Raw genomic sequence first — 24,767 nt, 5'->3', positions numbered from 1 at the left:
CCTATCCCGCGGGCCGATAGACCGCGCAATCGAAAATGGCATAATGCGCGATCGGCGTCCAATGCGCGGCCCCCTCGGAAAGATGCAGCGAGAAGCGCGTCGGCCCACGCCAGAAGCGCGCCTCCAGCCCTTCGGCGAGCGCCTCCGGCGATTCGACCGCGCCGACGACCCAGGCCGGCGCGTCCGCCCGCTCGCATAATCTCTCCAGCGACGCGCGGGTGAAGGGCGGAAAATCGATCACATCATTGGTCCGCCGCTGCAGAGCGCTGTCGGCGACCCAGCCGAGATCGCGCAAAACGCCCATCCGCTCCCACCAGATCAGCGCCTTATCGCGCGAGAACACGACTCCAGACCCCTGCACCGCAGACGCCCAATTGGCGCGGCCGAGCCAAACCCAGGGCGCGAGCTTGTCGTTGAGCCACAGAACCTCGCCGGCCCGGCTCGCGACGATCGCCTCCAGCTCCGGCTGACGAATATCCGCCGACCGGAGCGGGAAAGGTTCAAAGATCCAGCAGAAGGCTGCGATCGGCGCGACGACCGCCGCGGTGGAGATAGCGAGCAGCGGACGCGGCCGCCGCGTCCCGACGAGCAGAAAGAGCGAGACGAAGAGAAGTGGGACATAGGCCGGCTCGCCGGCGCGCAGCACGGAAGACAATAGTCCGTCGCGGCTCGGCGCGGCGCGCGCATATTCCCATGCGAACCAGAGCGCCGCGCCGAATATGACGGCCGCGCAGAGACCGCAGAGCGCAAAGAGCGCGCGCTCGAGCAGCGCCAGCGAAATATGGCTCCAACGCTCTCGGCTCCACCAGGCGAGGACGCCGACGAGCGCGAGCAAGGCGCTCTCCGGCGCCGCGCGCAAAATCCAGCTGGTCACGAGAAGCGTGAGCGCGATGCGCCCCTGCGCGCCATCCCGCCACAGCGTCGGAGCGCAGAGGCCGAGAGCCAGAGGCGCAAAAGCCGCGGCGAGCCAGAGTGCGCGCCAACTCTGCGCCTGCGCGCCGAGCTCGCGCATCATCAGATCGCCGAGCACGTAGCTCGCCGAAAGGCCGAGGCAGGCCGCCGCGATCACGCAAAAGAAAAGCCGCTGCGCATGAGGCGGCGCGAGGCTCGCGGCGAGCAGCAGCGTGCTCGCCTGGCGCAGAGTCGCGATCCATGTGCCGGGCGGCCAATCGGAGAGGAAAATATAATCGCTGCGCGCCGAGATGATCGCCGCCCATTGCGGATCGATGCGCGCGGTCAGCCTTTCGAGCAGAGGCGCGCCGGCGAAGGCCGCGACCAGGGCCGCCGCCCCGGCGATGAGCGCGGCGAGGAAAATCCGCCGGTCTCTCACCCCTTCATAGAGCAGAGCGACCACGACGCCGGGCGCGGCGATGATCGGATGAAAGGCCGCAGCCGCCAGCAGGCAGCCGGCCGCCGCCCGGCGCCGATCGGCGAGCAGCGCGGCGAAAGCGGCGAGCACGAAAGCTTCGGCGAAAGGCCGCGGCGTCGCGAAGGGCTCCGCGAAATGAAAGACGCCGAATCCCCCATAGGAGCTGTCGAAACAGGCGGCTAGCAGCAGCAGCGCGAAGAGGGCGCTTCCTCGCGCCAATCGCGAGGCCAGCGCCGCTAGCGCCGCGAACCAGAGCGCGCAACCCGCGAGAGCGAGCGTTTTCGCCGCGACAGCGAGGCCCAGAACGGGAATCGAAAAATCGACCAGCCGCGAGAAAACGCTGAATTTCGATTGGCCGTCGAAGCGGAACATGATGTCGCGGCCGACGCCCTGCGGATCGAGATCGGCGAGACCGCGGCCCATATAGATGACCGCGTCGTGCTCGAGCCCGTAATAGGGCCGCAGCAGCAGGAAAATCGCCGCACAGGCGGCGAACGGCGCGATGATTCCGAAGGCGATTCGAGACGACCGCGCACCATCGATGTCGTCGCGGAAATTGTGATCGGTCGAGGTGAGCAATCGACTCCCCGGCGCTCGAGGCCCGAAGCGCGCGGCGGCTCCAGCGCGAACCGTCGAGGCTTATCGCCTTCATGGTTAACCCGAGGTTGAGGTCGCTGTTTGCCGAGGCCTGCGCGCTGCGCTATCACTGCGCGAATCGCGGACGTGGCGGAACCGGTAGACGCAAGGGACTTAAAATCCCTCGGGCCATGCCCATGCGGGTTCGATCCCCGCCGTCCGCACCACCGACCGCGTCGCGCCTCGATCGGTCGATCCGCCCGCGAACGCTCAGCTCGTCACGCGCCAGCCGCCGTCGGGCTTCTTGCACGCCTGCCCCTTGGCCTGCTGCGGCCGGCCGTCGATGAATATCTTATGCGTATAATCGCGGCAACCGCCGAGGGCCGCCTCCGGCCCCGGATCGATGAAGCCATAGGCGCCATGCGTTCCGCGCCAGCTCTTTCGCGCGCCCGAGGCGACCGCCTCCTGCTGCGCGGCGACGGCCGTCGCGCGATCCGCAGCGGCGAGCTCGCGGCCGATGGTCACGCCGACGACGCCCGGCGCCGGCGGCTCGGGCGCCGCAGCGACCGCCGCGGTCGGAAGGGAGTTTTGGGTCGAATTGCAGCCGGAAACCGCGAGCGCTGCGCAAAACGCCATCGCCGCTCCGACGAACGCCGACCCCGGCTTTCTCGACATGAGACCTCTCCGCTCTCGCAATCTTTTTTCCTCTTGCCGGAAGGCTTTCGCCCTGTCAAAGGCCCGGCAGGCGCGCCTGCGCGCGCAGGCCGCCGAGCGGACTGGCGTCGAGGGCGAGCGAGCCGCCATAGTCGGCGGTGAGATGCGCGACGATCGAAAGGCCGAGCCCCGTTCCCGGCTTCGTCTCGTCGAGCCGCTGGCCGCGCCGCGTCGCCTGCGCGCGAAACTCTGCCGCGAGACCCGGACCATCATCGTCAATGGTGAAGACGAGCCGGCTGCGCCCGGCTTCGGCATTCTCCAAAGCCACGGACAGCCGCACCTCGCTCGCCGCCCATTTGCCGGCATTGTCGAGCAGATTGCCGACGATTTCCTCCAAATCCTGCCGCTCGCCGAGAAAGCGCAGCTCCGCCGCCGCCTCGCCCGAAAAGGCGACGCCGCGCTCGCCGTAGATTTTGCCGAAAGTGCGCAGCAGCGCCGCCACCACCGGCGCGACCTCGGTCGTCGCGCCGATCGCGCCGGCGCGCGCCGCCGCCCGCGCCCGCTCGAGATAGAAGGAAATCTGGTCGCGCATCAAAGTCGCCTGCTCGCTCACCTTGGCGGCGAGCGGCGAGGGCGCGGCGTCCGCCTCATTGACGATGACGCTGAGCGGCGTTTTCAACGCATGGGCGAGATTGCCGACCTGGGTGCGCGAGCGCTCCACAATGTCGCGATTGGCCGAGATCATCAGATTGAGCTCTTCGGCGAGCGGCGCGACGTCGGTCGGATAGGCGCTCTCTATGTGTCCGCGCTCGCCGCGGCGAATGAGCGACAATTCCCGCTGCAGCAATTTGAGCGGCCGCAGGCCGACGCTCACCTGCACCGCGGTGGCGAGCGCCAAGGCGATGGCGAGCAGCGAGAAAGCGACGATGAGCGACCAGCGAAAACGCGCGATCTGATGCTCCGTCTCCTCCGTCGTCGCGGCGACCTGCACGAGATAGACGCCGATGTCGCCGACATCGATGACGCGCTCGACAATGCGCAGCCAGCGTCCGTCCGGCCCGAGCGCGCCGCCGCGCCGCACGCCGCCGGTCTCCGCCGGAACATGCAGATCGGAGAGTCTGGGCAGGCGGGCGGCGAAGAGCGAGCGCGAGGCCTTTATTTCATGCGCCTCATTGTCGAGACGGGTGATCTGCCAATACCAGCCGGAGCGCGCCAGCTCGAATTGCGGATCGCCGAGCTGCCCCGGTCCGCTGCGCCCATCCTCGCCCGATTCGGAGACATCCGCGACAATGGCGCGCAGATAGACGCCGAGCCGCTGCTCGAACACGTCTTCCGCCGTGCGGCGATAATATTCGGTGAGGGCGAGGCCGGCGATCATCAGCACGACCGAGCTGAGCGCCGCCGCGGCGAAGAACAGCCGCGCCGCGATCGATCGCCCCGGAAAGCCGAGCCGCGGCATCCGCTTCAGCGCTTGGCCGGTTCCGGCGGCGCCGCTATATAGCCGAGGCCGCGCACCGTCTGGATGAGATCGACGCCGAGCTTCTTGCGCAGCCGTCCGACGAACACCTCGATCGTATTGGAGTCTCGGTCGAAATCCTGATCGTAGAGATGCTCGACGATCTCGCTGCGCGACACGACCCGCCCGGAATGATGCATCAGATAGGCGAGCAGCCGATATTCATGCGAGGTGAGCTTGACCGCCGCGCCGTCGACGACGACGCGCCCGGCCTTTGTGTCGAGCCGCACCGGGCCGCAGACGATCTCGCTGGTCGCATGGCCGGCGGCGCGGCGCAGCAGCGCGCGCAGCCGCGCGAGCAGCTCCTCCATATGGAAGGGCTTGGCCACATAATCATCGGCGCCGGCGTCGAAGCCCTGCACCTTGTCGCTCCAGCGGTCGCGCGCGGTGAGGATCAGCACCGGCATGATCCGCCCGCCCGCGCGCCACTCCTCGAGCACGGTGACGCCGTCCTTCTTCGGCAGGCCGATGTCGAGCACCACCGCGTCATAGGGCTCGGTGTCGCCGAGAAAATGGCCCTCCTCGCCGTCGAAAGCGCGATCGACCGCATAGCCCGCCTGCTCCAGCGCGGAGACGAGCTGCCGGTTCAAATCCTTGTCATCCTCAACGACCAGAAGCCGCAAGCCCCGTCTCCGTCACCCCGTAGAGTCTTTCCCGTGCTTCATAGAAACACGGGAAAGACTCTCTAGGCTTCTGTTTTGACGCGTTTCCGACGCCGAACGCGTCCACTTCGGCTGGAAACGCTCTCGCGAATCGTCTTTTCAGCGCTCTTTATGGCCAGCATGGGGCTGGCCGGTCGCGGCGTCGAGATAAATCCGCATCACCCGCCCATCGCGGCGCAGCAGGCTGATCTCATAGACGAGGTCCTCCTGCTCGCGGCACAAACGCGCATTGATCGGCTCGGCATGGGCGGAAATGCTCTGCGCCTGCATCAGCGCGAAAGGATCGCCGAGCCGCCGATCCGCGATGAGCTGGCGGGTCTCGGCGACGGTCAGGCATTGCCATGCGGGCCGATCCGCGGCCGGCGCGAGAGCGGGCGGCAGAACGGCGACGATGAAGGCCAATAGTTTCGACACGATCCGACGCATTCTCGCTTTTCCCCGCAAAATCTATGCGATGCGCCTGCTGAACGCCGAGTGAACGCCGCTTCGCTCCCGCCGGGTGGGCGGCGTCGAAGGCCGAGCCTCCGACGCCGCCGAGCGCGTCATGCCGGCTTGCGCTCGGGCGCGACGATGGCGATCAGGCCGCAAATCGCCGCCCCCGCCGCCAGAACGCCATCGCCGAGCGCGCCCGGTGCGATCGAATGCACGACCGCCGCAAGGACGCCGGTCCCGGCCCAGGTGGACGGTTCAATGGCGCGGTCGATGATCCGAACGAAGATGGAGGGAATGTTCATCCTTATTCCTTTCCGGTCGACAGGAGAGCTTTCTCGGTTACGAGATCGAAAAATTCATATTCGCGAGCGATCGGCTCCTTTCATGCTTCGCTTCCAGCCGAGACGGCGCATTTTCGAAACGCGCCGTCTCGAGGCCGCGCCGGCAGCGGGACGCCGTGCGGCCAGGTCACAGAGTGGATCACCGAGCGCGAGTAGCGCGCGACATTGACTGAATCCGACTGATTTCCTCCGAGGCCCCAGATTTGGGTCTCGTCGAAATCGACCACGAAGAACACGTGACCACCGCCGTCCCGCTTCTTTGTCGCGATCGCGCCGACGACAGGGCTCGCCAGCCGGTCGCCGTACCCGGCGTAGTCGATCGCCCTGAGCGTGCCCGTCGACGGTAGTCCCGACTTGCGCAGACAGGCGCCGACGAAAGCCGCGCACCACGGAACGGCGTCATGCTCGACTTCCGGATGGCCGGAGAGCGCGTAGAGTTCGACGATCTTCGGGTTATCCTTCGCGCCGACGCCTTCATGTGTCCCGATGTAGGAGCGCGCGACGACGAGCCAGGGCGGCAGAGCCGCGGGCGACGCGGCGACCGGCGCGCTCCACTGCGCCAGCGCCGCGTGCGTCTGCGGGCCGGCGACGCCATCGATGGCGCCGCGATAGAGGCCAGCGTCGCGCAGCATGATCTGCTCATAGGCGATGCGCAGGCGCTCGGCGCTCCACGGCGCCGCGACGCCGCCGACGCGGGCCTGCACGGCTGCATAGATCGCCGAGCGCGTCGCCGGGCCGGTCTCGCCATCCTCGGCGAGATGCGCGCCGCCTGCGTTGAGCGCGCGCTGAATCGCGCCCATGTCGAGAGACCCCGCGGAAGCCGCGGGGGCGGAGATCGTCGTCATATGGGAGAGCCTTTCGGGAAAGAAACCGTCAGAACGGCCGAGCGCAGATCAGCTCGGGACGCGAGACGCGCGCCGGGATGTCAGGCGAGCACAAGGAAGGCGAACAGATTGGTCGACGTCGCGCCGATCTGCGGCGCGGCGTCGGCGCCGGTCGATGTCACTTGGCGCAAGACGCCTCGGTGATCACGCCTTTTGTGATGGCGATGATCGTGCATGAAGCGCCCGAGTCCGTTACGCCAACCGTGGTCGTCACATTGCCCGAGGCGTCATTGGTGAGCACGCCGGCCGTAGTGTAGGTTGGAAGTTGCAATGCGCCGGTCTGATGCAGGTTGAAAATGAGCGCCGGCGTAGCCAGCGCGCCAGCGCCGCCGCTGTTGCTGGGCGCCGCATAGATCGCGACTCCCCCCGTGCTATTGTTGAAAGCGAGTTGAGCGCCGAAACCGTTGGCGTAATATTTGAAGCTGCCGTCATAATACAGATTGCCGAGAATCGACGCGCCTGCGCCGGTGAAGTCCACCTGCGTCGTCTTCACCCCAGCGCTAAAGGTCTGCGCCGCCGACCATGTATGCGGTTGGCCGAATTGCGCAACGAAGAAAGCCGTCGTCGCGACCTTCGTCGAGTTATCGGAGGTCAACGGCGTCGGCGCGGTCGGCGACTGCGAAAATGCGTTGGCGCCGCCCCATGTCGTCGCGCGTGTGTTCGTGCAAATCCCGTTCGCACATGAATTGGAAAATTGCGTCGGCGACTGAGCGAGGCCCGCCGTGGTGGACGAGAATGTGACCGCTAGCGCTAGTGCTAGTTCTGCTGCTCTTTTCATTTCTTTCTCGCTTTGCTCACTGCGCCACATATTGACGCATTTTGCCCTTGATTGCGATGCTCGCCGTGCCGGCGAGATGCGTGCCGCCGAAGCTCTGATTGCGTCGCAGCTTCACGATTAGCGATCCCGCCGCCGTGGATGTGTCGTAAACTACGTCGATATAGGAGCCGACCGTATTACTATCGACAAAATCGGCGACGATCGTCGTTCCGTCGTTGAGCAAGTCGATTTTGTCCGTGCGCACAAACGAGGACAGACCCTGCACGACGCCCTCGTAAACTATTTCTATATGAGCTCCGCGGTAGCTCGTCTCGTCGATCTTCCACATCGTCGCATAGGTATCGTTCACAAAGTTGAATGGATGCGTTTGGGCGCGATGCAAGTCGCCCCACTCATCATCGAAGCCAACCCTGTCGTCGACGATATCGGGCTTGCTCGTGTCGTATACATTCGGCCCGACGACGATATTGTTCGCGCCTGGGCCGATATGAATATTCTGGCTCCCGAGAATATTGAATGCATTTCCCATTGCCAGCGACGAGCCGACGCCGCCGTTCGAAAAATCAATGCCGGTCTGAGCATTCGCGCACTCGGACCCGACTATCGTGGCGAGGCCGACGATGCCGGAGCCCTGCCGATCGAACATCCAACAAGCAATATTCCCGCCCTCGATCGAGTCGCCGAAGAACTGTAGATCGACAGTCCCGCCACTCGGTCGGCTGAGAAAGCCGTAATCGCCACCGATAATCTTCGTGAAGCCGATCTTGGCGCCGCCGGAGCCGATCCACTCTATGCCGGCACCATGGCCGCCGGACTTAGACGAGGCAGTGAGACCGCTGATCGACCAATCTCCATGGTCGGCGTTAGGATTATCTATTTTCACCGCGGCCGAGCCAAATCCGTAGATGCTCACCGGACCGAGAGTCCATGCGCCTCCACTGCGGCTGTCGATGGCCGTGTCGAACCCGGAGATACTCAGATCGCGCACATGACGCCCGCCGGCATATTGATCGCTTTCGCCAATCCCGAGTTGCAATCCAGTCGCAGTGTTCGTCGCATTTTTCGCTGTCAGGATCATGCATTCGATGATATTCCCGCCGCCCATCACCGTGAGCGCCGTGCCGGACGCCGGAGTAAATTCGATGGTCGACGACGCGGCATCGCAGCCACTGATCGACTGCCCATTGGCTGTCGTGAATCCAGCCGTGCCGAGCTGATAATATGGGTGCTTGCCGCTGAGCGTGATCTTGCCATAGCTGTTGATCGACGGGTTTTCGGACTTCGCGATCGTCGACGCCGCGATGAGCGCCGAATAGATGTTTGATGATGTGCTCAATCCGCCGACACATTTGATGTCGATTGCCGAATCCCGCGATAGCGCCCAATAGGCGCCATCCGCCGATTGAACAGCGCCAGGAGCGGAAACCGTCGCGCGCGTCCATTCGCAACCCTCGCCGCCATCGAACACACTCGCATAACCAGCAGTGACGAATGACTGAATCTCACTAGAGATCGTCGTCGTCGGTATCTGCGACCACGTCAGGTAAATGGCTGGAGCGCCGCGCGCGACAGTCGCCAAAGAAGCGATTGTCGCCAAAGTTAACAGAAGTCTAACGAACATGGTTCCATCCTATGCCAGATGTTCACGGTAATAACGGAGTCGTCCATCGGGCTCGTCGCGTTCTTCTGAACAAGACGACTCCGCTCGCAGCATCGCGAACCCGATGATCAGAAAACCGAAACTGTCTTCTGCATGACAGCCGGACGCGCGCCTTCTCGTCAGACGGGACAGGCCGAATCTATGTCGATCGCCGCGAGCGCAGCCATGTCTTGCGCCGCCTCTATGGCGACGACGAGCTGCGCTTCGCGATCGAAGCAGCTCTGCACATGCGCGCGCACGCCCTGCGCGACGGCGATCAGCGTCGCATGATCGAAAGTGACGAAAGTTCCATCCGCCAGCTTCCAATTCACTGCGTAACTATTATCGAGCACGCTCGCGACCACGGCGGCGGTGAGCTTTCCCTGCGTCCGCTCGTCGGTCGACATGCGCATTCCGAGCACGGTCGCTCCCGCCGTCTCTGCGCGCCAGCGCCGCTCGGCGAGCGCTGCGCGCTTCTCGCGCTTCGCCTCGGCCAGCGTCGGCGCCGGCAGCGGCGTCGGCGCATTGCCCATGGCGAGCCATTCCCGATAGACGCGGCCGTCGGCCGTGTCGGCGTCGATGGGGATGCGTGCGCCGTCGGCGTCTCTGCGCACGAAGTCCCGCCGCTCGGCTCCGCTGATGTCGATCGCGATCGAATAGCTCATCGCGCTCATATCTCCGCGCTGAAAGTGACGATGGAATTGGCGCTGGTGAAAGAACCCTCGCCCGCCGCGCGAATCAGATATCGGAACCCCGATTGCGATATGAGGTCCACAAATTCGTCGACGACATTGTAGCCCACCCCGCCAGTCGGCGCGCTCGCGGTCGGAGTCGCGCGCATATGCACGGGAAACGGGATATAACCGCCCGCAAACTGGTAGATCGCCGTCGCGACCCCGGCCCAGCCGACCGACAGCGTCGTGAAATATCGCTGGCACAGCGCCAATTCCACGCCGGAAGGCCGCCGTTCGAAATCGCTCGCATGAGCCCCCGGCTCAAATTGCGGCCGCAAGATCGAGCCTCCCGAAAACTCCACATTGGTCTGCGCATTCGCGATCAGCCCCGAGGCGAGAAGCGGCGCGCCGCGCGAAGCCGCCGCATATGCGCCCGAGCCCGCAAAGCCGTTTCCCTGCCAGACGCGCGCCTGCGACGTTCCTTCATGCGCCAGCGCAAAGGCCCCGCCTTCGATCAGCGCGGCTTCGATCGGCAGGATCAAGGAGCCGGCGGAAATGGAAAGGCTCGTGTCGATTCCGCTCGACGAAAATGTATAGGTCGCGCCAGCGGCGCCGGCTTTCACGCCGTCATGGCCATATTGCCCGGCCGCCAGCGTCACTGTTCCGGCGACGCCGCGCTGGTTGATCGCGAATGCGGCGTTGCGCAGGCGATTGCGAAAACCTACCGGCGCGCCGTCTCCCATTCCGCTCGGAAAGGCGACGCGGCCACTGGTCCGGTCGACGATGAGCGCCTCGCGCCAAATGGTCCCGTCGGCCGACACCTTGACATGAAAATTATCGTCGCCGATGAGCCCGGTCTCCGCGCGGCCGGACCAATTGGATTGATAGAGCTGCGAAACCGTATCGCCCGCCGCCTCTTTTTCCAGCTTGAGGCGCATATCGCCAGCGCCGCCCTCGGCGACCGTCAACGCCGCCAAGAGAGCCGCATTCGTCTTGACCGCGAGCCGATCCACCGCATCCGCCGTCGCGCCGACTCCGAGCCGGGACAGATTTGCGAGCTCGCGCAGCGCGAGCCCGGCGTCGATCCAGGACGAGCCATCGAAGAGAAGCAGCTCCTCTTCGCTTTCGACATAAGCGCGCCAACCGGCCTTCGGCGCGAGAAAGACCCAGGCGCCGGCGTGGCGCGCCGCGATCATCTGTTCCTTCCCGGCGAATCCACCCGCCGCAGTCGCGACGACGAGGTGTCGATCGCCCTCCTCGGGCGAAGCCGGGGGCGATGCGCGGCGATCGATGACGGAAAGCTGCGTCATCGAGTCGAGAAGCTGCAAGGCCTCATTGTGAGTAACATGCTTCTGCGCTTGCGCCGCATCGATGTAGGGCAGAGCGAGATGAGTCGTTTCGGTCATGGAGGTCACTCGATAGGCAGCGTCGCGACGAGCGGGAAGCCGCGTCCGACACGCGCGCCGATTTGAAATATCTGCACAGCGAGGCTCGTCTGCGGCGCCCCGAAGTCCGCAAGCTCATCGCTCGCCGCATAGAGCGCCGAAGGGCACGTCACACTCAGCGAACGCCGCGCGCCGCCGGGAAGCGCGACGACGATCTCATAGGCCTCGCTCTCTTCTCCAAGCGGAATGTCGAGCGGCTCCCAAGCGTCCGCATCGATGCGTCCGCGCCGGGTGAAAGCAATCGCCACGCCTTCCGCCATGCGTCTCGCATGAGCATGGCTCGGCGAATACGGAGAGGCGGATTTGCGCGTCGCCGTCACTTCGAGCTCGACATAGGTCGGATCGCTGTAATCGCGATCCGCCGGACCGATCCGATAGACGCGCGCAGAATCGATTTCCGCGAAATCGACCGCGAGCGGCGTGATCGCATCATCGAGCAGCACCACTGTCGCCCCCGCCGATACGCTGCGCGACGCGAGTGCGTCTTCGCCGCCGATCCCGCGTAGAAGCCGCGACAAGCGATAGGTGCTCGCCGCAACGAGCTCCGCACGCGTGAAGGCGAAAATCTCCCAGCATCCATCATCTCCGCGGATCGCCATCGCCGAGCGCAGAGCGAAAACGCCGGCGTCGTCCACCGAGGCGAGCGCTCCAGAGGCGAGCTTCACCGTCACGCTCGCGCCGCGATCGAAGCGCGCGAGCGGACCGGGGGCGAGCGCACCCAGCGTTTCGCCGATCGTCGCACGCTTCTCGATGAGCCCCACCGGCTCGAAAGAAGCGCCGATCTTCCGACGAATGGCCAGCGCGCCCGGCCAAGGATCGGCAAAAGCCGCGACATAGGAAAAGGCCTTCGCGCCTTCCTTCGCGATCGCGAGATCGAGAACGATGATGCGCGGCGGCCCGATCACGGCGGGCGCCGCGAGCGAACGCCGGCCGAGAAAGCGCTCGCCGACGTCATAGACGCTGGGATCGACGGCGCGCGCCTCGATTTCGCGCGCAGCGCCATCGGTGATCCGCGTGATCTGCCATAGGCGCCCCGGCATCCTCGCCAACGAGGTCACATCTCCCGCCTCGAGGGCGACGAGGCCGGGCCGCACCGAAAAGCGCGCCGTCTCCCGCCCCGCCCAAATATCCTGCAACCAAATATCCGCCAATCTCTGAGCGTTGCTCCGCCCGATCATCACCGCCGTCTGCGCTTCGCTGCGTCGCGACGAGTAGCCCTCGAGACGCCGCGACAGCACGCGCCCCGTGCGATAATCGAATTCCGAATCGCCGAAAGACAACGCGATCTCATGCGGCAACTCGCTCTCCTGCGCGCGCCGCAATTCGATGAGCGTTCCATCCTTGCTCGGAACGAGATCGTCGTCGCCGATCTCCCGCACGCTTTTCATCGCGTGCGAAACAAAGCGCAGCGCTCCGCCGGACACCACCGCGTCGAAGCCGAACAATGACGCGAGCGGCTCGATCGCCTCGCGCGGCGACATGGCGCTATCGATAACATAGCCGTCGACGAAACCGTCGATCGCCGGCCGCTCCGCGACGAGACCATCGGTCGCGATCGTCGCGGCGAGCGTCGCAATGAGCCGATCGAGCGGCGCACCTTCGAGGCGCCCATTGAGCCAATGTCCGGTCTCCCAATTCGCCGAATCCGTCCAAATGTCGGAACAGCCGGGAAAGGCCGGAAACGGCCGCGCATCCCAGCACCAGACATGAATGCGCGCCGGATCCACCATGCGCCCGCCATAAAGATTCGACAGCGGATTGCGCGCGTCGCCGCCCGCGCGCGTCGGATCGAAATGCGCGATCATCGCCTCGACAAAGCGCGCCTGCATGAGATCGTCGCGCCCCCCGCGCGAGAAAAACGGCAAGCCGCCCTCCGACGAATGCGCGTCGGGAAACACATTGGGCGCATTGGCGCCGCGATCCACGGCCGGACATCCCGTCTCGATGATCCAGATCGGCTTGCTCTGCGGCGTCCAGGCGGTCGGCGCGCCGAGCTCTGCGCCATCGACGCGCTCGTGATGCGAATTGGACCACCAGCCGACGAGATCCTTCTCTCGGAACGTCCATGGCTTGCCGAGCCCATCGACGATCGGCGTGCGAATCTGCGCCAGACGATCTTCATCGCTCGCGTAGAACCAATCGAATCCCTCGCCAGACGCAATCCGCGCCGAAAGATAATCGGCGTCATAAATATTGCGCGCGATCTGCGCGTCGAGATGGTCTGCGCCATCGCGCCAATCGGAGAGCGGCCAATAAACGTCGATCCCGACGAAATCGATCGCCGACGACGCCCAGAGCCGATCGAGCGGAAAGCGCAGCTCGCCCGTTGTGGGAACATGCGCGCCATATTCCGTCCAATCGGCCGCGTAGCCGATTTTCGTTCCGCTGCGAAGGAGCTCCTTCGCATCCGCGGCGAGCGACGCCAGCGCGGCGACCGCCGGATAGACTCCGGCGGCGGACCGGATGCGCGTCAACCCCACCAGCTCCGAGCCGACGAGAAATGCGTCGACGCCGCCCGCCTCTTCGCAAAGCTCCGCATAATGTAGAATGAACGCGCGATATTGCGCGAAAAACGCCGCGACCTGCGTCGCCGCTTCGCTCGTTCCATCCGCCGAGCCGACGCGTCCCGGCGCCGGATCGCAGGTGATGCGTCCCCGCCAAGGAAAAGCCGGCTGCCCGATCCCATCCGCTCGCGGGTCCGGCAAGACATTGCCCGGCGCCACATCCATCATCAAGAAGGGATAAAAAACGACCGCGACGCCTCGCACGCGAAGATCGGCGATGGCGCCGCGCACCGATGCGTCGCTCGGCGTGCCGCCGAAAGCCGCGCGTCCGTCGATCTGCGAAACGAGGCGCGCCGTCGCGCGACTCGATTCTGCGACAGACCAATCGGCAGGCCAGAACGGCCCGAACATATAGTCGAACTCGCCGATCGTCTTGAATGTCGCATCGACGCGCGGCGCGATCGAGCAATGAGCCGCGCGCAAATCATCGCCGAACCAGGCCACGACCAGCGCCACGCTCTCGAGATTGGGACAGAGCGCCTGCAGCGCGTCGATCGATGCGGTCCAATCGCTCGCCGCCGTCAGCTGATGCCGATTTTCCGCGCTGGTCGCTCCGGGCGAAAAAAAGCTCAGCTGTAGCGACGGCTGATAGCCCGCCTCCGTCGCGCCCGGAATGACATCGATCGCGCGAATCTCTTGGCCCAGTCCGGCGACCGGCCGTGTCACCTCGAATGTGAATTGCGGAATGCGATTGCCGAAAGCCGACAGCGCCAATTGCTCGAACACGACATAGGCGAGGCCGCGATATGCCGGCGCATTCTCCGCTCCTTCCTTGGCGACGATCAACGGATCGGGAAGCTGCTCCTCGTCGCCCGAATAGATTCGAATGGGAAGGCTCGTCATGTCGAGCTCGTTTCCATCCGCGAAAATGCGCCTCACGAAAGCGATCGGCCCCTCGCACAGCCCGATCGCGAAATTGGCGTAATAGGAATATGTGACGCCGATCGTCTGCGCCGAACCGCCCCCGCCCTTGCCGCTATTGCCGGAGCCGCCGTCCAACGAGACATTGGCCTGCTCGATGAAGCGCGTCGCCCAGATCATCTGACCGCCGATGCGCGCGCGACCATAGACGCGTGGAATGGCTGCGCCCTCGGTGGAGGCGACGCCGTCCATCGCTTTGAGACGCGGACCGACCTCATAGCGCGTCGCGCCGCGCGGCTGTAGCGCCGCATCGACGAGCGCGCCGCCGACGGCGCCGACGAGATTGCCGACGATCGAGCCGACCGGCGCGATCGCTGCGCCGGCCGCCTGCAACAACAAAGTGGCCATCTCGTCCTCGAGCTCAGTCTGTGACGCCGGGAAAGGCGAAGGCGCCGACCAATCTTTTGCGCCATGCTCCGATCGGCGCCTCGGCGACACAGGCGCCGCCATGCGCATGGACCATATGCGTGGAACTCGTCGCTATGCCGAGATGCTGCGCCGGCAAATGCGCTTTAAAGCGAAACAGCAGAACGTCGCCCGAGCGAAATCCCTCTCGCTCGACAAACGAAAAATGCCGATGGGCGGCGAGCGCCAAGCTCTCCTCGCCTTCCGCCTCCGCCCAATCTGGCGAATATGGCGGCGCCTCCTCCGGCTCCGGCCCGACGAGCGCGCGCCACACGCCGCGCACCAGCCCGAGGCAATCGCAACCGATATGAATGAGCGACGCCTGATGACGATAGGGCGTCGCGATCCAGCGCCGCGCCTCCGACACGATCGCCGCGCGCGCGAGCCCGCTCACTCGAAAAAGCTCCCGCCGTCCATCGACGGCGCCAGCGAGCTCGGATAAGACATCACCACATCATTGCCCGGGATATGCGGAAAGCCGCGAAAATTGACGATATTGGAAAATTTCCGCTCGCAGCTCGCCGCACTCTTGTCGCATCCCGCCACGATCGCGAAAGTATCGCCCGAAGCGACGGGCCCCGCGAGGCGGGACCACAAGGCTATCCCGGCGTTTTCGCCAGAGCGCCGATGCGACTTTACCGTGACGCGCGCGCCGGCATTGGCGCCGCTCGTGAAAGTCAGCGAGCCGCCGGTGAAAAACTCATCGGCGAATTCGCTCTCCAGGCCCGCGATGATCGCGCCATGAGCGAGCGCCAGATGAGCGAGCGCCAGCACGACGCCCGTCGTGTGAAACGACGCAGCGCCGAGATCGACCTTGCAACGCGCGTCGCCGAGATCGGCGGAACAACCGCGCTGGAAGCTTTCGCCGCGCGTCTCGTCGAAGAGATGCGCGAGCGACCGCAATTCGGCGCGGAAGGCGAATTCGCTGCGCGTGACCTCGCCGATCGTGGTCGCATCGAGAAGCAGTCGATTGTCGGCGTCGCGCCAATCGACGAGCCATATCTCCACACCTGCGCCGTCATAGAGCCCGCCCGCCAGATCGCACTCGCAAAGACCGTCCGATTGCAATGCGCCGACCACCTCGCCGCTCCCGACCACGAGACCAACGCTCGCCTCGATTTGCGTCGCCGTGAGGCCGGACGCGGCGCGATAGGTCACGCCGCCGAATGAAAGATCGCGATCATGATCGGTAAATCCCTCGATCGTCCCATCCTTGCGCGCGAGGCGCCAGCAATTGCAGAAGGTCGAAGCCGAAGCGTCGAGACACTCCCGCATGGCGGTCGAGGGCGAACGCATGAAGGCTCCTTTCGTTCAAGGAACGATTTCGATGATCGGAATTTTCGGAATCGCGCCGGCCTCGAAGGAGGAGACGTCGATTTCGAGATAGTCCGCATCGAATCGCGCGGGCACATCGAAGAGAAAGCCCGCCGTCACCGCGGCTCCTGTCGGCGGAGCCGCCGAAGGCGCGAAGGTCACGACGCCGCTCGTCGTATCGACGCCGAAATCGACGCCGCACGTCTTTTCGACGCCGGAGACGGCGACGCGAACGCTGTCTGCGACCGGCTTGGCGATGACGCGCGCATAAGGCGCGAAGCTCTCGCCATAGGTCTTGAGCAGCTGAAATTGCGTGCGTGCGCCATCGCCGACGCCGAGCGTCTGATCGCTCGCCGAAACCGCTCCGCCCGATCGCGCGGAGGAAAAATCGGCGCGATCACGCCAGCGAAAGCCGAACAGCCGACCGCGCCGCTCCTCGAAGAATTCGATCACCGCGGCGAGCTGCGCCAGCGATTTTACCCCATAGCCTGCCTCGTAACGTCGGCGCGAGTGCGCCCATCGCGCATTGCGCGACTCACGATTGGAGCCGAGCGTGACCACATCGGTACGGCGTTCCGGCCCCCCGCGTCCATTCAGCGATATGTCCAGCGGAAAGCGCGTCTCGTGAAAATCCGTCATGGCGCCTCATCCTCAAATATTGCGCCGGCCACGCGCCACCGCGCGCGCCAAAGCCGCGGTGATCTGCCCTTCGGAACGCCGAAAGCTGTCAACGTCCTGCGCAGCGATATTGACAGTCACGGCGACGGATTGTTGCGCGCCTTGCATCGACACGCCGAGCCGTCCATCCGGCCCGCGCGCCAGCGGCATGATCGCCTCGGCCCCGCGCTCGCCCATGAGTCCGACGGCCCCATTCGCGCCGAAGAATGTCGGACTGGCGACGACGCCGCCCTCTGCGAATGGCGCCACCGAAGCGCCGCCTCCCGTCCCGAAGGCGCCCGACAGCAATCTGCTCAGTCCGCTCGTCAGGCCTTGCGTCAACGCCTGCGTTCCTGCGTCGACGCCGAGTTCGGCGAGCGAGCGCGCGATGGAAGCGAGCGTCGCGTCGAAGCTCTTGCCATTCGCCGCCGCGCCGGCGAGCCCGCTGGACAATGTCTTCGTCGCCGTGGCGGCGGCGACATTTATGTCTTGCAGCAGCGCTTTCGTCGTCTTCAGATCGAGCGCATGAAAGGACGGATCGAAGGAGAGTTGCACGCCATTTTCGTTGCTGGTCGAATCGGTCACTTTTCGTCTCCATCAGGAAACGCGCGCATCAGCGCCATCAAAGCGTCGCGCGACGGCGCGCCGACAGCGCGGCCATAGACGCCTTCGGCCGCACAGGCCAATTCACGCGGCGTCATCGCCCAGAAGTCGCGCGGCGCGAGGCGCAGCACGCCGAGACCGAAGGCCATGGCCCGCGCCCAAGGAAAGGGCTGAGGCCTCATCCGCTCGTGTCCCGCGGCGGCGGAGGGTTTGCGTCGCCGCCATCTCCGAAAGTCGCGGCCAATAGATTTGCGACGATTTTCACATAATCGCCGAGCCCCGCGGCGACGGTCATGCGCGCGACTTCGTCGTCGCTCATTTCATATCCTGCGCCGCGCAATCCGCATCCGATGACGCGAATGAGATCACGCGCCGAAAGGCGGCGCGCTTCGAAACGTTCCGCGAGCGCGACGAGATCGTCGACGCCGAGCCCGCTCTCTAGCTCGGCGAGCGCTCCGAGCGTGAGGCAGAGACGATAGGTCTCTCCGTCCAGCGTCGCCTCGACGTCGCCGCGTTTCCGATTGGCCATGAAGAGAGCCTCACGCCGGCGTGAAAGAGATCGCGCTCGCGGATTCGAGCGCGATGTCGAAGGTCATTTCGGCATTGTGTTCGCCGCGATAGTCGAGGCTCGTGATTTGGAACGAACCCGTCATGACGCCGAAATCGGGGACCACGAGTTTCCATTGGCGCAGCACGCCGTCGAAGAAGAGCTGCCGAATGAGACCGTCCGAAGCCTGATCCTTGAAAATTCCGGTCCCGGCGAGGCTCGCGCGCTTCACGCCGGCGCCGTCCAGCAATTCACGCCAGCGTCCGCTCGATTCCGCGTCGGTGACATCGACGGCCTCGGCGTTCAGCGAAAGTCGCCGCGTGCGCAGGCCGGCGACGGAAATGAAGGCTCCACTGCCGTCATCGACCTTCAAAAGCAGATCTTTGCCCTTTTGTGCGGACATGCGATGGCTCCAGAATATCTATCGTTGAGGCTAGAGAGATTCGGTGGTCGCGCGAAAGCGCAGATCGATCCGCGCGAAGCGACCATTGCGCTCACGCCGCGTCTCGCTCGCCTGATGACGCAGATCGACGAGATGATGCCCATCGAGAATGAGCGGCGCCTCGTCGAGCAGCGCGACGATCTGCTCGCCGATCGTGAGCGCCTGCGCCACGCCACGCTCGATCGAGACGACCGAGACAGTAAAGATTTGCTCGGCTCCACGACTGCCGGTGGTCGACCAGTCGCGCAGTGACGCCTCGGCGAACAGCAGATAGGGAGCTTCGGCGCCGCGCGGCGCCTCGTCGTAGATTTTCGCGCCGCCGAGCGCTGCGACGAGAGTGGCGTCGCTCGCCAGGCAGGCGCGAATCACGCGGCGCAGAACGATGATCGGCGATCGGCTCATTCGGGTCCCCTCATGCGATCTCCTCGCAGCGGCACCACAGAAAGCGGCGCCGTCCGTCCGGATCATAGACGGCTAGGACGCGCAGCCTGCGCGCGCCGGCGACGAGCCGCATCTCGCTCGCCACATCGGCGCGCCACCGGAGCTGCGCTAGCCATTCGAGCGCTTGCTCCTGCCTCTCCTCGACGAAGCGCGCTTCGCCGGAGAGCGGCGTCAATTTCGTCCAGACGTCGGCGATCGTCACATAGCTGCGCGTCATCGCGCCGCTGTCGTCCGGCGTGTCGACCGGCGCTTCGAGGCCCATGCGCAGGCGCAACTCGCCGATCTTCGGCGCGCTCATGTCAGCCGCTCGCGTCGAAACGGCTTGGCCAAGGCCAGGACGATCGTCGGCAGAGCCGCGCCCGTCTCCGCCGCGTCTCCACGATTTTCGTGCCAGTGCGCGACGAGCGCCAGAATGGCGCGACGCAAAGACTCGGGCGTATCCGTGGCGCTTTCGCCATATCCCACATCGATGTCGATCTCGATTCCGTCATAGGCGCGCCCCGGCTCCGCTGGCGGCTCGAGGAACACCAGCCGCCCGGCCTCGCGCGTCGGCGCCGCACGATAGGATTCGCGGGAGACGGTCTGCGCGACATTGGATGAATCATAGACGCGAATATCCGACACGGCCGAGAGAGGCGCGAATGGAATGGCCAAGGTCCGACGGCGCAGCGTCTGCGCCGGCCAGGCGTCGAGCCGCATTCGCCAACGCTGCGTCACGAAGAAGCGCCGCGTATAGGCTTCTAGCGTCATGCGCGCCGAGACGATCAGCGTCGACAACAGCTGGTCTTCGTCGCTGGAATCGAGCCGAAGCCAAGCTTTGACCTCGTCGAGCGAAACGGGCTCCGACCCCGGCCCTGTGAGAAGATCGGGAATCATGTCTTTGTCCCATGCCTGATTGGCGACGACGCGAGATACGAGCGGCGAGATCGGCTCGCCGCCCGCTATTGCGCCGGTCACACCCTCAGGCGGCGCCGAATTTCAAGAGCTTGATGGCCTCGAAATCCTGCACGCCGCCGCCGACGCGCTTCGTCGTATAAAAGAGCACATAGGGCTTGGCGGAATAAGGATCGCGCAGCACGCGCACGCCGAGCCGATCGACGACGAGATAGCCGCGCGCGAAATCGCCGAAAGCGACGGAGAGACTATCGGCGCCGACATTGGGCATGTCCTCGGCCTCGACCACCGGGAAATTCAGCAGCGACGCCGGCTGATCGAGCGTTGCGGGCGGCGCCCAGAGATATTCGCCGGTCGACGACTTGAATTTGCGAATCGTCGATTGGGTCTGACGATTGAGCACGAATTTGCCATTCTGCCGATATCCGGCGCGCAGCGCATAGACGAGATTGAACAGAGCGTCCGACGGATTGCTCGCCGCGAAACCGCCGGAGACGCCCGTCGCCACATAGCCGATATTGCCCGACGTCCAGCTAGCGTCCGCCACCGTCGTATAGGCGAGAAAGCCTTTCGGCTTATCGGTTCCATTGCCGCTCACGAAAGCCGCGCCTTCCTGCTCGGCGAAAACCGTCTGCACCTCCTCGGCGATCCATTGCTCCACATCGATGGCGGAATCGTCGAGCAATGTCTGCGTCGCCGCCGGCATAGCGTAGAGCTCCATCGCCGGAAAAGTGAGATCGACGATCTGCTGGCTGCTGGTCTGCGGTCGCGGATCGGCCTCCGCCACCCAGCCGGAGGCCGGCCCCTGCGTCGAATAGGCCTTGCGCAGCGAATGCGTCGAAATCTCGCGCACGCTGGCGATGGCGCGAATGGGCGAGAGGCGCGTGAGGCGACGCAAAATCTCCTGCTCCGCCGGCGTCGGCACGAGATAGCCGCCATCGGGGCCGGAGCCCGCCGAAAGCGCCTTCGATTCGAGCGCCTTCAGGCCGACCGCTTCGCCGCTGCGCATATAGAGCGCGAATGCGGATTTGTGCTCGCGCGCCGGCGCGTCGTCACTCGCCGAAGCGCCGAGGCGCGGACGCGAGAGATCGAGCGCCACGCGATCGATGCGCCGCTTGGTCTCGTCGATCGCGCGATCGATTCGCTGCAATTTTTCTTCCGTGAGCGCATCGACGCCCATTCGCGTCTCGATCTGCGCGAGGCGCTCTTCATTCGTATCCTTGAAAGCGGTGAAGGCGCGATGGAGATCGGCGAGCGCCTCCTCGCCGGAGAGCGTCTTGGTTTCGAGAGACGACATTGAAGGGGACCTCTTCTTTCGGGCAGGAAGACGCGGGGATGCGCCGCGCAGAATGCGCGGGCAGTCCGGCGCCGAGTGGCAAAGCGAGGCGATTAGCGCGCGGCGATGGCGTTCAGACGGGCAGTGACGAGGCGTCGGCTGTCGCTCGGGGATGAGCGCCGGCTCGCACGGAGCGGCGCTCTAGCGCGAGCGCGGCGCGGCGCAGCTTCGTCTCGAAGCTCTGCGCGGCGCTCGACATGCGCAGGCGCGCGAGCTTTTGGGCGAACGCCGCAGCAGCATCGCGTGGCTCTGCGGCGGAAGGCGCGGCCGCGGCGCCGATACGCGCCTGCGGCAACGCAGGAAAGGTGACGATCGATATCTCGATGAGATCGAGCTCGAGCAATCGCCGTGCGCCGCTCTTGGGGTCATTCGCCGCACGCAGCGTGCGAAAGCCGATCGAAAGTCCGTCGAGCGCGCCGGCGCCGATCAGCGATAGCGCCTCGCGCGCCCGCGCAACGGAAAGATCGAGTCGACCGCGCACTTTGAGGCCGCGCGCGTCTTCGACGATCTCCGTCCAAACGCCGATCGGCTCCTCGGCGCGGTGCTGCCAGAGCAGCTTCACCCCTTCCGCGCCGCTTCGCTGCAAGCTCGCGGCGAAGGCGCCGCGCTCGACGATATCGCCGCAAGTGTCGCGCAGGCCGAAAAGACTCGCGTAGCCTTCGAATGCGCCATCGGCGCGGATCACTGCGGGAAGCGGCGCGCGCTTCGTCTCGAGCCGAGGGCGCGCTATGTGAATGTCGCGCTTCAGTGCTCGGTCCATCAGGCTTTCTCCCGCGCCGCGCCGATTGCGGCAGGGCCGCCGCCATGAGGCGGCTCACGCAGGCGCTGCAATGCGCGCACAAAAGTCTTGAACACGATTTCGGGCTCGAGGCGCGGCGGCTTGCGCGGCGCGCGACGTTTCGCGAAGCGGAGAGGCAAGACAGACACACTCATTCAGTCGCTCCCATAACGGCGGTTGAAGCGCGCGAGCTCGCGCACGAAGGCGTCGAGCCGCCGCGTGGATCGTCCGAGCTCGCGCAAGGCGCGCAGCGCGAACAGAGTGGCGGCGCTCGCCCAGAGGAAGAGCGCGAGATGGGCGAGATCGCCGCGCTCGATGATTGAGGTGACGATCTCGGACATGGGGCGCCTTTCAGACGCGAAGACGCGCCGGCCACTCGCGCGAGCGGTCGTTACGCCGGGATACGTTCAAAGCTCGAGCTCTTTGTCGATGCAGCGACGCTGAACGCGATGCGCTCCTTCGCGAGATCATCGATGCGGTCGGCGTCGTAATCGAGACGGAAGGGCGAAAAGCCCGGCTGCGCCCAGGCGTGAAACGCCTTTTGCAAGCGCTGCACGAGCGGAATGATCGTCTGGCGCCAGAAGGCGCGATTGGCTTCCTCGTAATTGCGGAAGGTGTTGTCGCCCGGCAGGCCGATCAGCAGCGGCGGCACGCCGAAGGCGAGGGCGATCTCTCGTGCGGGAGCCCATACGCGCCTGCGCGAAAATTCCGGAGCGGCGGCTTATTCCTGAAGCCCGGGTGCTTTCGGGAACCTCTCGGATGACCTATTCTGTTTCGCGCGACGCGATCGAGAATTCGAGCGCGGCGCGTATTTTGTTCAAAAACCCTTCGGGAGGGTCCGGCATGCCGAAGCCGCCGGATCCGGCGGGGCTCTTCAGCCAAATGTCGATGAGCTGCTCGCGACTGTATTTTCCACTCAACAACTCGTCGAGATAATTCTTCGCGATGAGCATCTGCGTCGGCGTCAACTCGGCGATGCTCCCACGGATCGCGCTGTCTAACGACTTGTGAAACAGATACGTGTCTTGGTGAAACGAGTTCGCAATCTCGTTGAATGCGTCCGGGCTCGTCATGTTTGTGCTCTACGGGTTGGCGGGGAAAGCGGTTAGCACTCGATATCCACGCGGCGATGTTACATCGTGCCTCACGACGACGGCAACATCCCATGTGTCGCGAATGTCCGGCTGTCCCCGTGCGCTCGGGACATAGCCCTCTCTGCCTGTCGGCGAATCGAACCAGGCATTGATTCGTTTGGCTTCCGTGACACCGAGTTCGCCGCTCGCAACAAGATCGACGATGTCCTTGTTTTGCGCAATTGTCGAATTGATCAGCTTTTGCGCCGCCTCTAGCGAAGGGAAGGAGCCGACGCGCGGCGTCGCGCTGAACGGCCCCCAGTCGAAACGCATGCTTTGAACACGACGCAACAGATAATCTTCGCTCTTGCCGACATGCTCGCTGATGGCGTGTCCGCCGTTCGCCTCCTCGTCCCGCAGATCGATAAAATCGGCGATCTGCGAAAACAGCGCGCCCGCATCGCTCACCACGCCGGCGATCGTGTTCAGCGCTATCTGCGCGAGATCGCCGCCACTCCCGTCGCCGCTCGTCCACTGCCCGCCTTCCGGCGATCCGGCGGCGATGCGCGGCTGATCCGCCGAATATTTCGCGCGCTTGCCCATCAGGCCATAGCCCGCCGCTTCGCGCTGCTCGTCGACCGTGAGAAAGGTGGCGCCTCCGATGCGGCTCCATTCGAGCGCGCGCTCTTTGGCCAAAGCGTCGATGCGGTCGGCGTCGTAATCGAGGCGGAAGGGCGAGAAGCCCGGCTGCGCCCAGGCGTGAAACGCCTTCTGCAATCGCTGCGCGAGCGGAATGATCGTCTGGCGCCAGAAGGCGCGATTGGCTTCCTCGTAATTGCGGAATGTATTGTCGCCCGGCAGGCCGATCAGCAACGGCGGCACGCCGAAGGCGAGCGCGATCTCCCGCGCGGCGGAGGCTTTCGTCTCGGAAAAATCCATGTCCTTGGGCGAGAGCGACAGCGCCTTCCAATCGAGCCCGCCTTCCAGCAGCAGCGGGCGGCCGGCGTTGACGGCGCCGGAGAAATTCTCCTCGAGTTCCTGCTTCAAGCGCTCGAATTGCTCGTCGGTCAAATGCGCGCCGTCCGGTCCCGCATAGACCAGCGCGCCGGAGGGCCGCGCGCTATTGTCGAGCAGCGCCTTGTTCCAGAAGCTCGCGGCATTGTGCGTGTCGAGCGCCGTCTGCGCGGCGGCGAGCGGCGCAAAGCCATAGATATCGTCGAGCGGATTGAACAGACGAATATGCAGGATCGGCTCTATGCCGCGCCCCTGTATCTCATAGCGCACGCCCTCGCCGCCGGCGGAATAGACATAGGCCGCGGGCCAGCCATTGCGTCCGGCGACGACGCTCATGCGATCGGGGCGCAGGCAATAGGCCTCCCGCAGCAGACCGTCGACGAAAGCGCCTTCCACATAGGCGTTTCCATAGAGCAGAAGATTGGAGACGAGCGCCTCGATGAAGGAGACGCTCGTGTCGCTCGGGTTCGGCCGCTCGATCAGCCGCAGCAGCGGATGCTCGGGACTTTCGACGCGCCCTTCATAGGCGAGCCAGGGAATGGAGGCGCAGCCTTCCGCCACCATGCGCACGGCGCGATAGCAGACGGCGTTGCGCTCATAACCCGCGCGAGTGAGCGCGACATTATTGCGTGCGGTCCATTGCGGCGCGCCGATGGAATGCAGTGTGAGCGTAGCGGCGGCGCGCGAGGCCTTTTCTTCGCGCGTGCGAGCGGAGGCGCTCGCGCCGAACAGGCGTGAGAGGAAATTGGCCATGACGATGTCCGATCGATCGGCTCGGGAAATTTCGGCGCGATTCGAGCGCGTCGCG

At 65.1% G+C, this 24,767-nt stretch carries 28 protein-coding genes, 1 tRNA gene and 2 pseudogenes; 1 reads left to right on the top strand and 30 read right to left on the bottom strand.

The window, feature by feature from the left end; all coding sequences use genetic code 11:
- Window position 1 precedes the first annotated feature (1 nt).
- A complete protein-coding gene (locus tag C5689_RS05815; protein WP_108916321.1) occupies window positions 2–1,948 on the bottom strand; it encodes a hypothetical protein in 1,947 nt (648 codons plus the stop codon).
- A 138-nt stretch (window positions 1,949–2,086) separates the two neighbouring features.
- Here C5689_RS05815 and C5689_RS05810 point away from each other — a divergent pair.
- Window positions 2,087–2,172, top strand: a tRNA-Leu gene (locus C5689_RS05810).
- A 43-nt stretch (window positions 2,173–2,215) separates the two neighbouring features.
- Here the strand turns inward: C5689_RS05810 and C5689_RS05805 are convergent.
- From C5689_RS05805 to C5689_RS05670, 29 genes and pseudogenes are all read right to left on the bottom strand, one after another.
- Window positions 2,216–2,581, bottom strand: coding sequence for a hypothetical protein (locus C5689_RS05805; protein ID WP_244594602.1), 366 nt, complete (start codon window positions 2,579–2,581; stop codon window positions 2,216–2,218).
- A 94-nt stretch (window positions 2,582–2,675) separates the two neighbouring features.
- The gene (locus tag C5689_RS05800) at window positions 2,676–4,058 is read right to left on the bottom strand and encodes a sensor histidine kinase (RefSeq protein ID WP_108916319.1); all 1,383 of its coding nucleotides are present in this window, start codon (window positions 4,056–4,058) and stop codon (window positions 2,676–2,678) included.
- Between the two features lie 5 nt (window positions 4,059–4,063).
- Window positions 4,064–4,738 (bottom strand): response regulator transcription factor, encoded by a 675-nt coding sequence (locus C5689_RS05795; protein WP_108916318.1) that lies wholly within the window; start codon window positions 4,736–4,738, stop codon window positions 4,064–4,066.
- Window positions 4,739–4,876: 138 nt separating this feature from the next.
- A complete protein-coding gene (locus C5689_RS05790) occupies window positions 4,877–5,203 on the bottom strand; it encodes a PepSY domain-containing protein (RefSeq protein ID WP_108916317.1) in 327 nt (108 codons plus the stop codon).
- Between the two features lie 116 nt (window positions 5,204–5,319).
- On the bottom strand, window positions 5,320–5,511 hold the full coding sequence (locus C5689_RS05785) for a hypothetical protein (RefSeq protein WP_244594601.1): 192 nt from the start codon (window positions 5,509–5,511) through the stop codon (window positions 5,320–5,322).
- An 80-nt stretch (window positions 5,512–5,591) separates the two neighbouring features.
- Complete coding sequence (locus tag C5689_RS05780; protein WP_108916315.1) at window positions 5,592–6,395, bottom strand: NlpC/P60 family protein; 804 nt, start codon at window positions 6,393–6,395, stop codon at window positions 5,592–5,594.
- A 157-nt stretch (window positions 6,396–6,552) separates the two neighbouring features.
- The gene (locus C5689_RS18135) at window positions 6,553–7,242 is read right to left on the bottom strand and encodes a hypothetical protein (RefSeq protein WP_146188329.1); all 690 of its coding nucleotides are present in this window, start codon (window positions 7,240–7,242) and stop codon (window positions 6,553–6,555) included.
- Complete coding sequence (locus tag C5689_RS05765) at window positions 7,229–8,833, bottom strand: hypothetical protein (RefSeq protein ID WP_146188328.1); 1,605 nt, start codon at window positions 8,831–8,833, stop codon at window positions 7,229–7,231. Before C5689_RS05765 ends, C5689_RS18135 begins: the two co-directional genes overlap by 14 nt.
- A 158-nt stretch (window positions 8,834–8,991) precedes the next feature.
- Complete coding sequence (locus tag C5689_RS05760) at window positions 8,992–9,516, bottom strand: DUF4376 domain-containing protein (protein WP_158271767.1); 525 nt, start codon at window positions 9,514–9,516, stop codon at window positions 8,992–8,994.
- 5 nt (window positions 9,517–9,521) lie between these two features.
- On the bottom strand, window positions 9,522–10,931 hold the full coding sequence (locus tag C5689_RS05755; protein ID WP_108916310.1) for a DUF2793 domain-containing protein: 1,410 nt from the start codon (window positions 10,929–10,931) through the stop codon (window positions 9,522–9,524).
- Between the two features lie 5 nt (window positions 10,932–10,936).
- Window positions 10,937–14,803: a baseplate multidomain protein megatron gene (locus C5689_RS05750; protein WP_108916309.1), complete on the bottom strand. Its 3,867-nt coding sequence runs from the start codon at window positions 14,801–14,803 to the stop codon at window positions 10,937–10,939.
- A 13-nt stretch (window positions 14,804–14,816) separates the two neighbouring features.
- Window positions 14,817–15,254, bottom strand: a complete 438-nt coding sequence (locus C5689_RS05745) for an NlpC/P60 family protein (RefSeq protein WP_108916308.1) — start codon at window positions 15,252–15,254, stop codon at window positions 14,817–14,819.
- Complete coding sequence (locus tag C5689_RS05740; protein ID WP_108916307.1) at window positions 15,251–16,156, bottom strand: DUF2163 domain-containing protein; 906 nt, start codon at window positions 16,154–16,156, stop codon at window positions 15,251–15,253. The genes C5689_RS05745 and C5689_RS05740 overlap by 4 nt, the downstream gene beginning before the upstream one ends.
- 15 nt (window positions 16,157–16,171) lie before the next feature.
- On the bottom strand, window positions 16,172–16,813 hold the full coding sequence (locus C5689_RS05735; RefSeq protein ID WP_108916306.1) for a DUF2460 domain-containing protein: 642 nt from the start codon (window positions 16,811–16,813) through the stop codon (window positions 16,172–16,174).
- A 12-nt stretch (window positions 16,814–16,825) separates the two neighbouring features.
- Window positions 16,826–17,416, bottom strand: a complete 591-nt coding sequence (locus tag C5689_RS05730; RefSeq protein ID WP_108916305.1) for a phage tail tape measure protein — start codon at window positions 17,414–17,416, stop codon at window positions 16,826–16,828.
- Window positions 17,413–17,616: a rcc01693 family protein gene (locus C5689_RS05725; RefSeq protein ID WP_108916304.1), complete on the bottom strand. Its 204-nt coding sequence runs from the start codon at window positions 17,614–17,616 to the stop codon at window positions 17,413–17,415. The genes C5689_RS05730 and C5689_RS05725 overlap by 4 nt, the downstream gene beginning before the upstream one ends.
- Window positions 17,613–17,963 carry a gene transfer agent family protein gene (locus C5689_RS05720; protein ID WP_108916303.1) on the bottom strand — a complete coding sequence of 117 codons (351 nt, stop codon included), beginning with the start codon at window positions 17,961–17,963 and terminating at the stop codon, window positions 17,613–17,615. Before C5689_RS05720 ends, C5689_RS05725 begins: the two co-directional genes overlap by 4 nt.
- Window positions 17,964–17,973: 10 nt before the next feature.
- Window positions 17,974–18,384: a phage major tail protein, TP901-1 family gene (locus C5689_RS05715; RefSeq protein ID WP_108916302.1), complete on the bottom strand. Its 411-nt coding sequence runs from the start codon at window positions 18,382–18,384 to the stop codon at window positions 17,974–17,976.
- Between the two features lie 30 nt (window positions 18,385–18,414).
- A complete protein-coding gene (locus C5689_RS05710; protein WP_108916301.1) occupies window positions 18,415–18,825 on the bottom strand; it encodes a DUF3168 domain-containing protein in 411 nt (136 codons plus the stop codon).
- Window positions 18,826–18,835: 10 nt separating this feature from the next.
- Window positions 18,836–19,162 (bottom strand): phage head closure protein, encoded by a 327-nt coding sequence (locus C5689_RS05705; RefSeq protein WP_108916300.1) that lies wholly within the window; start codon window positions 19,160–19,162, stop codon window positions 18,836–18,838.
- A complete protein-coding gene (locus C5689_RS05700; RefSeq protein WP_244594599.1) occupies window positions 19,159–19,821 on the bottom strand; it encodes a head-tail connector protein in 663 nt (220 codons plus the stop codon). The genes C5689_RS05705 and C5689_RS05700 overlap by 4 nt, the downstream gene beginning before the upstream one ends.
- Window positions 19,822–19,825: 4 nt before the next feature.
- A complete protein-coding gene (locus C5689_RS05695; RefSeq protein WP_108916299.1) occupies window positions 19,826–21,055 on the bottom strand; it encodes a phage major capsid protein in 1,230 nt (409 codons plus the stop codon).
- A 112-nt stretch (window positions 21,056–21,167) separates the two neighbouring features.
- Window positions 21,168–21,854, bottom strand: a complete 687-nt coding sequence (locus C5689_RS05690; RefSeq protein WP_425293392.1) for an HK97 family phage prohead protease — start codon at window positions 21,852–21,854, stop codon at window positions 21,168–21,170.
- Window positions 21,854–22,027, bottom strand: coding sequence for a hypothetical protein (locus C5689_RS18360; protein WP_158271766.1), 174 nt, complete (start codon window positions 22,025–22,027; stop codon window positions 21,854–21,856). Before C5689_RS18360 ends, C5689_RS05690 begins: the two co-directional genes overlap by 1 nt.
- The gene (locus tag C5689_RS05685; protein ID WP_108916298.1) at window positions 22,028–22,213 is read right to left on the bottom strand and encodes a hypothetical protein; all 186 of its coding nucleotides are present in this window, start codon (window positions 22,211–22,213) and stop codon (window positions 22,028–22,030) included.
- A 110-nt stretch (window positions 22,214–22,323) separates the two neighbouring features.
- Window positions 22,324–22,557 (bottom strand): annotated as a pseudogene (locus tag C5689_RS05680) (phage portal protein); the annotation flags it as partial.
- Between the two features lie 79 nt (window positions 22,558–22,636).
- Entirely contained in the window at window positions 22,637–22,945 is a 309-nt protein-coding gene (locus C5689_RS05675; RefSeq protein ID WP_146188327.1) for a hypothetical protein, read from the bottom strand.
- 9 nt (window positions 22,946–22,954) lie between these two features.
- Window positions 22,955–23,548, bottom strand: coding sequence for an RNase A-like domain-containing protein (locus C5689_RS19075; RefSeq protein ID WP_425293393.1), 594 nt, complete (start codon window positions 23,546–23,548; stop codon window positions 22,955–22,957).
- 3 nt (window positions 23,549–23,551) lie between these two features.
- Window positions 23,552–24,712 (bottom strand): annotated as a pseudogene (locus tag C5689_RS05670) (phage portal protein); the annotation flags it as partial.
- Window positions 24,713–24,767: the final 55 nt, after the last annotated feature.

It is taken from the genome of Methylosinus sporium, from assembly GCF_003113265.1.
GTDB classification, from domain to species: Bacteria; Pseudomonadota; Alphaproteobacteria; order Rhizobiales; family Beijerinckiaceae; genus Methylosinus; species Methylosinus sporium.
The sequence above is the reverse complement of the archived record's forward strand: the minus strand, read 5'-3'. Positions and strand labels throughout refer to the sequence as shown.

What these genes read in the sequence shown, in the direction of transcription:
- C5689_RS05805 (WP_244594602.1), bottom strand. Translation starts at nt 2,581, where the DNA reads ATGGCGTTTTGCGCAGCGCTCGCGGTTTCCGGCTGCAATTCGACCCAA.
- C5689_RS05800 (WP_108916319.1), bottom strand. Translation starts at nt 4,058, where the DNA reads ATGCCGCGGCTCGGCTTTCCGGGGCGATCGATCGCGGCGCGGCTGTTC.
- C5689_RS05790 (WP_108916317.1), bottom strand. Translation starts at nt 5,203, where the DNA reads ATGCGTCGGATCGTGTCGAAACTATTGGCCTTCATCGTCGCCGTTCTG.
- C5689_RS05785 (WP_244594601.1), bottom strand. Translation starts at nt 5,511, where the DNA reads ATGAACATTCCCTCCATCTTCGTTCGGATCATCGACCGCGCCATTGAA.
- C5689_RS05780 (WP_108916315.1), bottom strand. Translation starts at nt 6,395, where the DNA reads ATGACGACGATCTCCGCCCCCGCGGCTTCCGCGGGGTCTCTCGACATG.
- C5689_RS18135 (WP_146188329.1), bottom strand. Translation starts at nt 7,242, where the DNA reads ATGTGGCGCAGTGAGCAAAGCGAGAAAGAAATGAAAAGAGCAGCAGAA.
- C5689_RS05765 (WP_146188328.1), bottom strand. Translation starts at nt 8,833, where the DNA reads ATGTTCGTTAGACTTCTGTTAACTTTGGCGACAATCGCTTCTTTGGCG.
- C5689_RS05760 (WP_158271767.1), bottom strand. Translation starts at nt 9,516, where the DNA reads ATGAGCTATTCGATCGCGATCGACATCAGCGGAGCCGAGCGGCGGGAC.
- C5689_RS05755 (WP_108916310.1), bottom strand. Translation starts at nt 10,931, where the DNA reads ATGACCGAAACGACTCATCTCGCTCTGCCCTACATCGATGCGGCGCAA.
- C5689_RS05750 (WP_108916309.1), bottom strand. Translation starts at nt 14,803, where the DNA reads ATGGCCACTTTGTTGTTGCAGGCGGCCGGCGCAGCGATCGCGCCGGTC.
- C5689_RS05740 (WP_108916307.1), bottom strand. Translation starts at nt 16,156, where the DNA reads ATGCGTTCGCCCTCGACCGCCATGCGGGAGTGTCTCGACGCTTCGGCT.
- C5689_RS05735 (WP_108916306.1), bottom strand. Translation starts at nt 16,813, where the DNA reads ATGACGGATTTTCACGAGACGCGCTTTCCGCTGGACATATCGCTGAAT.
- C5689_RS05725 (WP_108916304.1), bottom strand. Translation starts at nt 17,616, where the DNA reads ATGAGGCCTCAGCCCTTTCCTTGGGCGCGGGCCATGGCCTTCGGTCTC.
- C5689_RS05720 (WP_108916303.1), bottom strand. Translation starts at nt 17,963, where the DNA reads ATGGCCAATCGGAAACGCGGCGACGTCGAGGCGACGCTGGACGGAGAG.
- C5689_RS05715 (WP_108916302.1), bottom strand. Translation starts at nt 18,384, where the DNA reads ATGTCCGCACAAAAGGGCAAAGATCTGCTTTTGAAGGTCGATGACGGC.
- C5689_RS05710 (WP_108916301.1), bottom strand. Translation starts at nt 18,825, where the DNA reads ATGAGCCGATCGCCGATCATCGTTCTGCGCCGCGTGATTCGCGCCTGC.
- C5689_RS05705 (WP_108916300.1), bottom strand. Translation starts at nt 19,162, where the DNA reads ATGAGCGCGCCGAAGATCGGCGAGTTGCGCCTGCGCATGGGCCTCGAA.
- C5689_RS05695 (WP_108916299.1), bottom strand. Translation starts at nt 21,055, where the DNA reads ATGTCGTCTCTCGAAACCAAGACGCTCTCCGGCGAGGAGGCGCTCGCC.
- C5689_RS05690 (WP_425293392.1), bottom strand. Translation starts at nt 21,854, where the DNA reads ATGGACCGAGCACTGAAGCGCGACATTCACATAGCGCGCCCTCGGCTC.
- C5689_RS18360 (WP_158271766.1), bottom strand. Translation starts at nt 22,027, where the DNA reads ATGAGTGTGTCTGTCTTGCCTCTCCGCTTCGCGAAACGTCGCGCGCCG.
- C5689_RS05685 (WP_108916298.1), bottom strand. Translation starts at nt 22,213, where the DNA reads ATGTCCGAGATCGTCACCTCAATCATCGAGCGCGGCGATCTCGCCCAT.
- C5689_RS05675 (WP_146188327.1), bottom strand. Translation starts at nt 22,945, where the DNA reads ATGACGAGCCCGGACGCATTCAACGAGATTGCGAACTCGTTTCACCAA.
- C5689_RS19075 (WP_425293393.1), bottom strand. Translation starts at nt 23,548, where the DNA reads ATGGGCAAGCGCGCGAAATATTCGGCGGATCAGCCGCGCATCGCCGCC.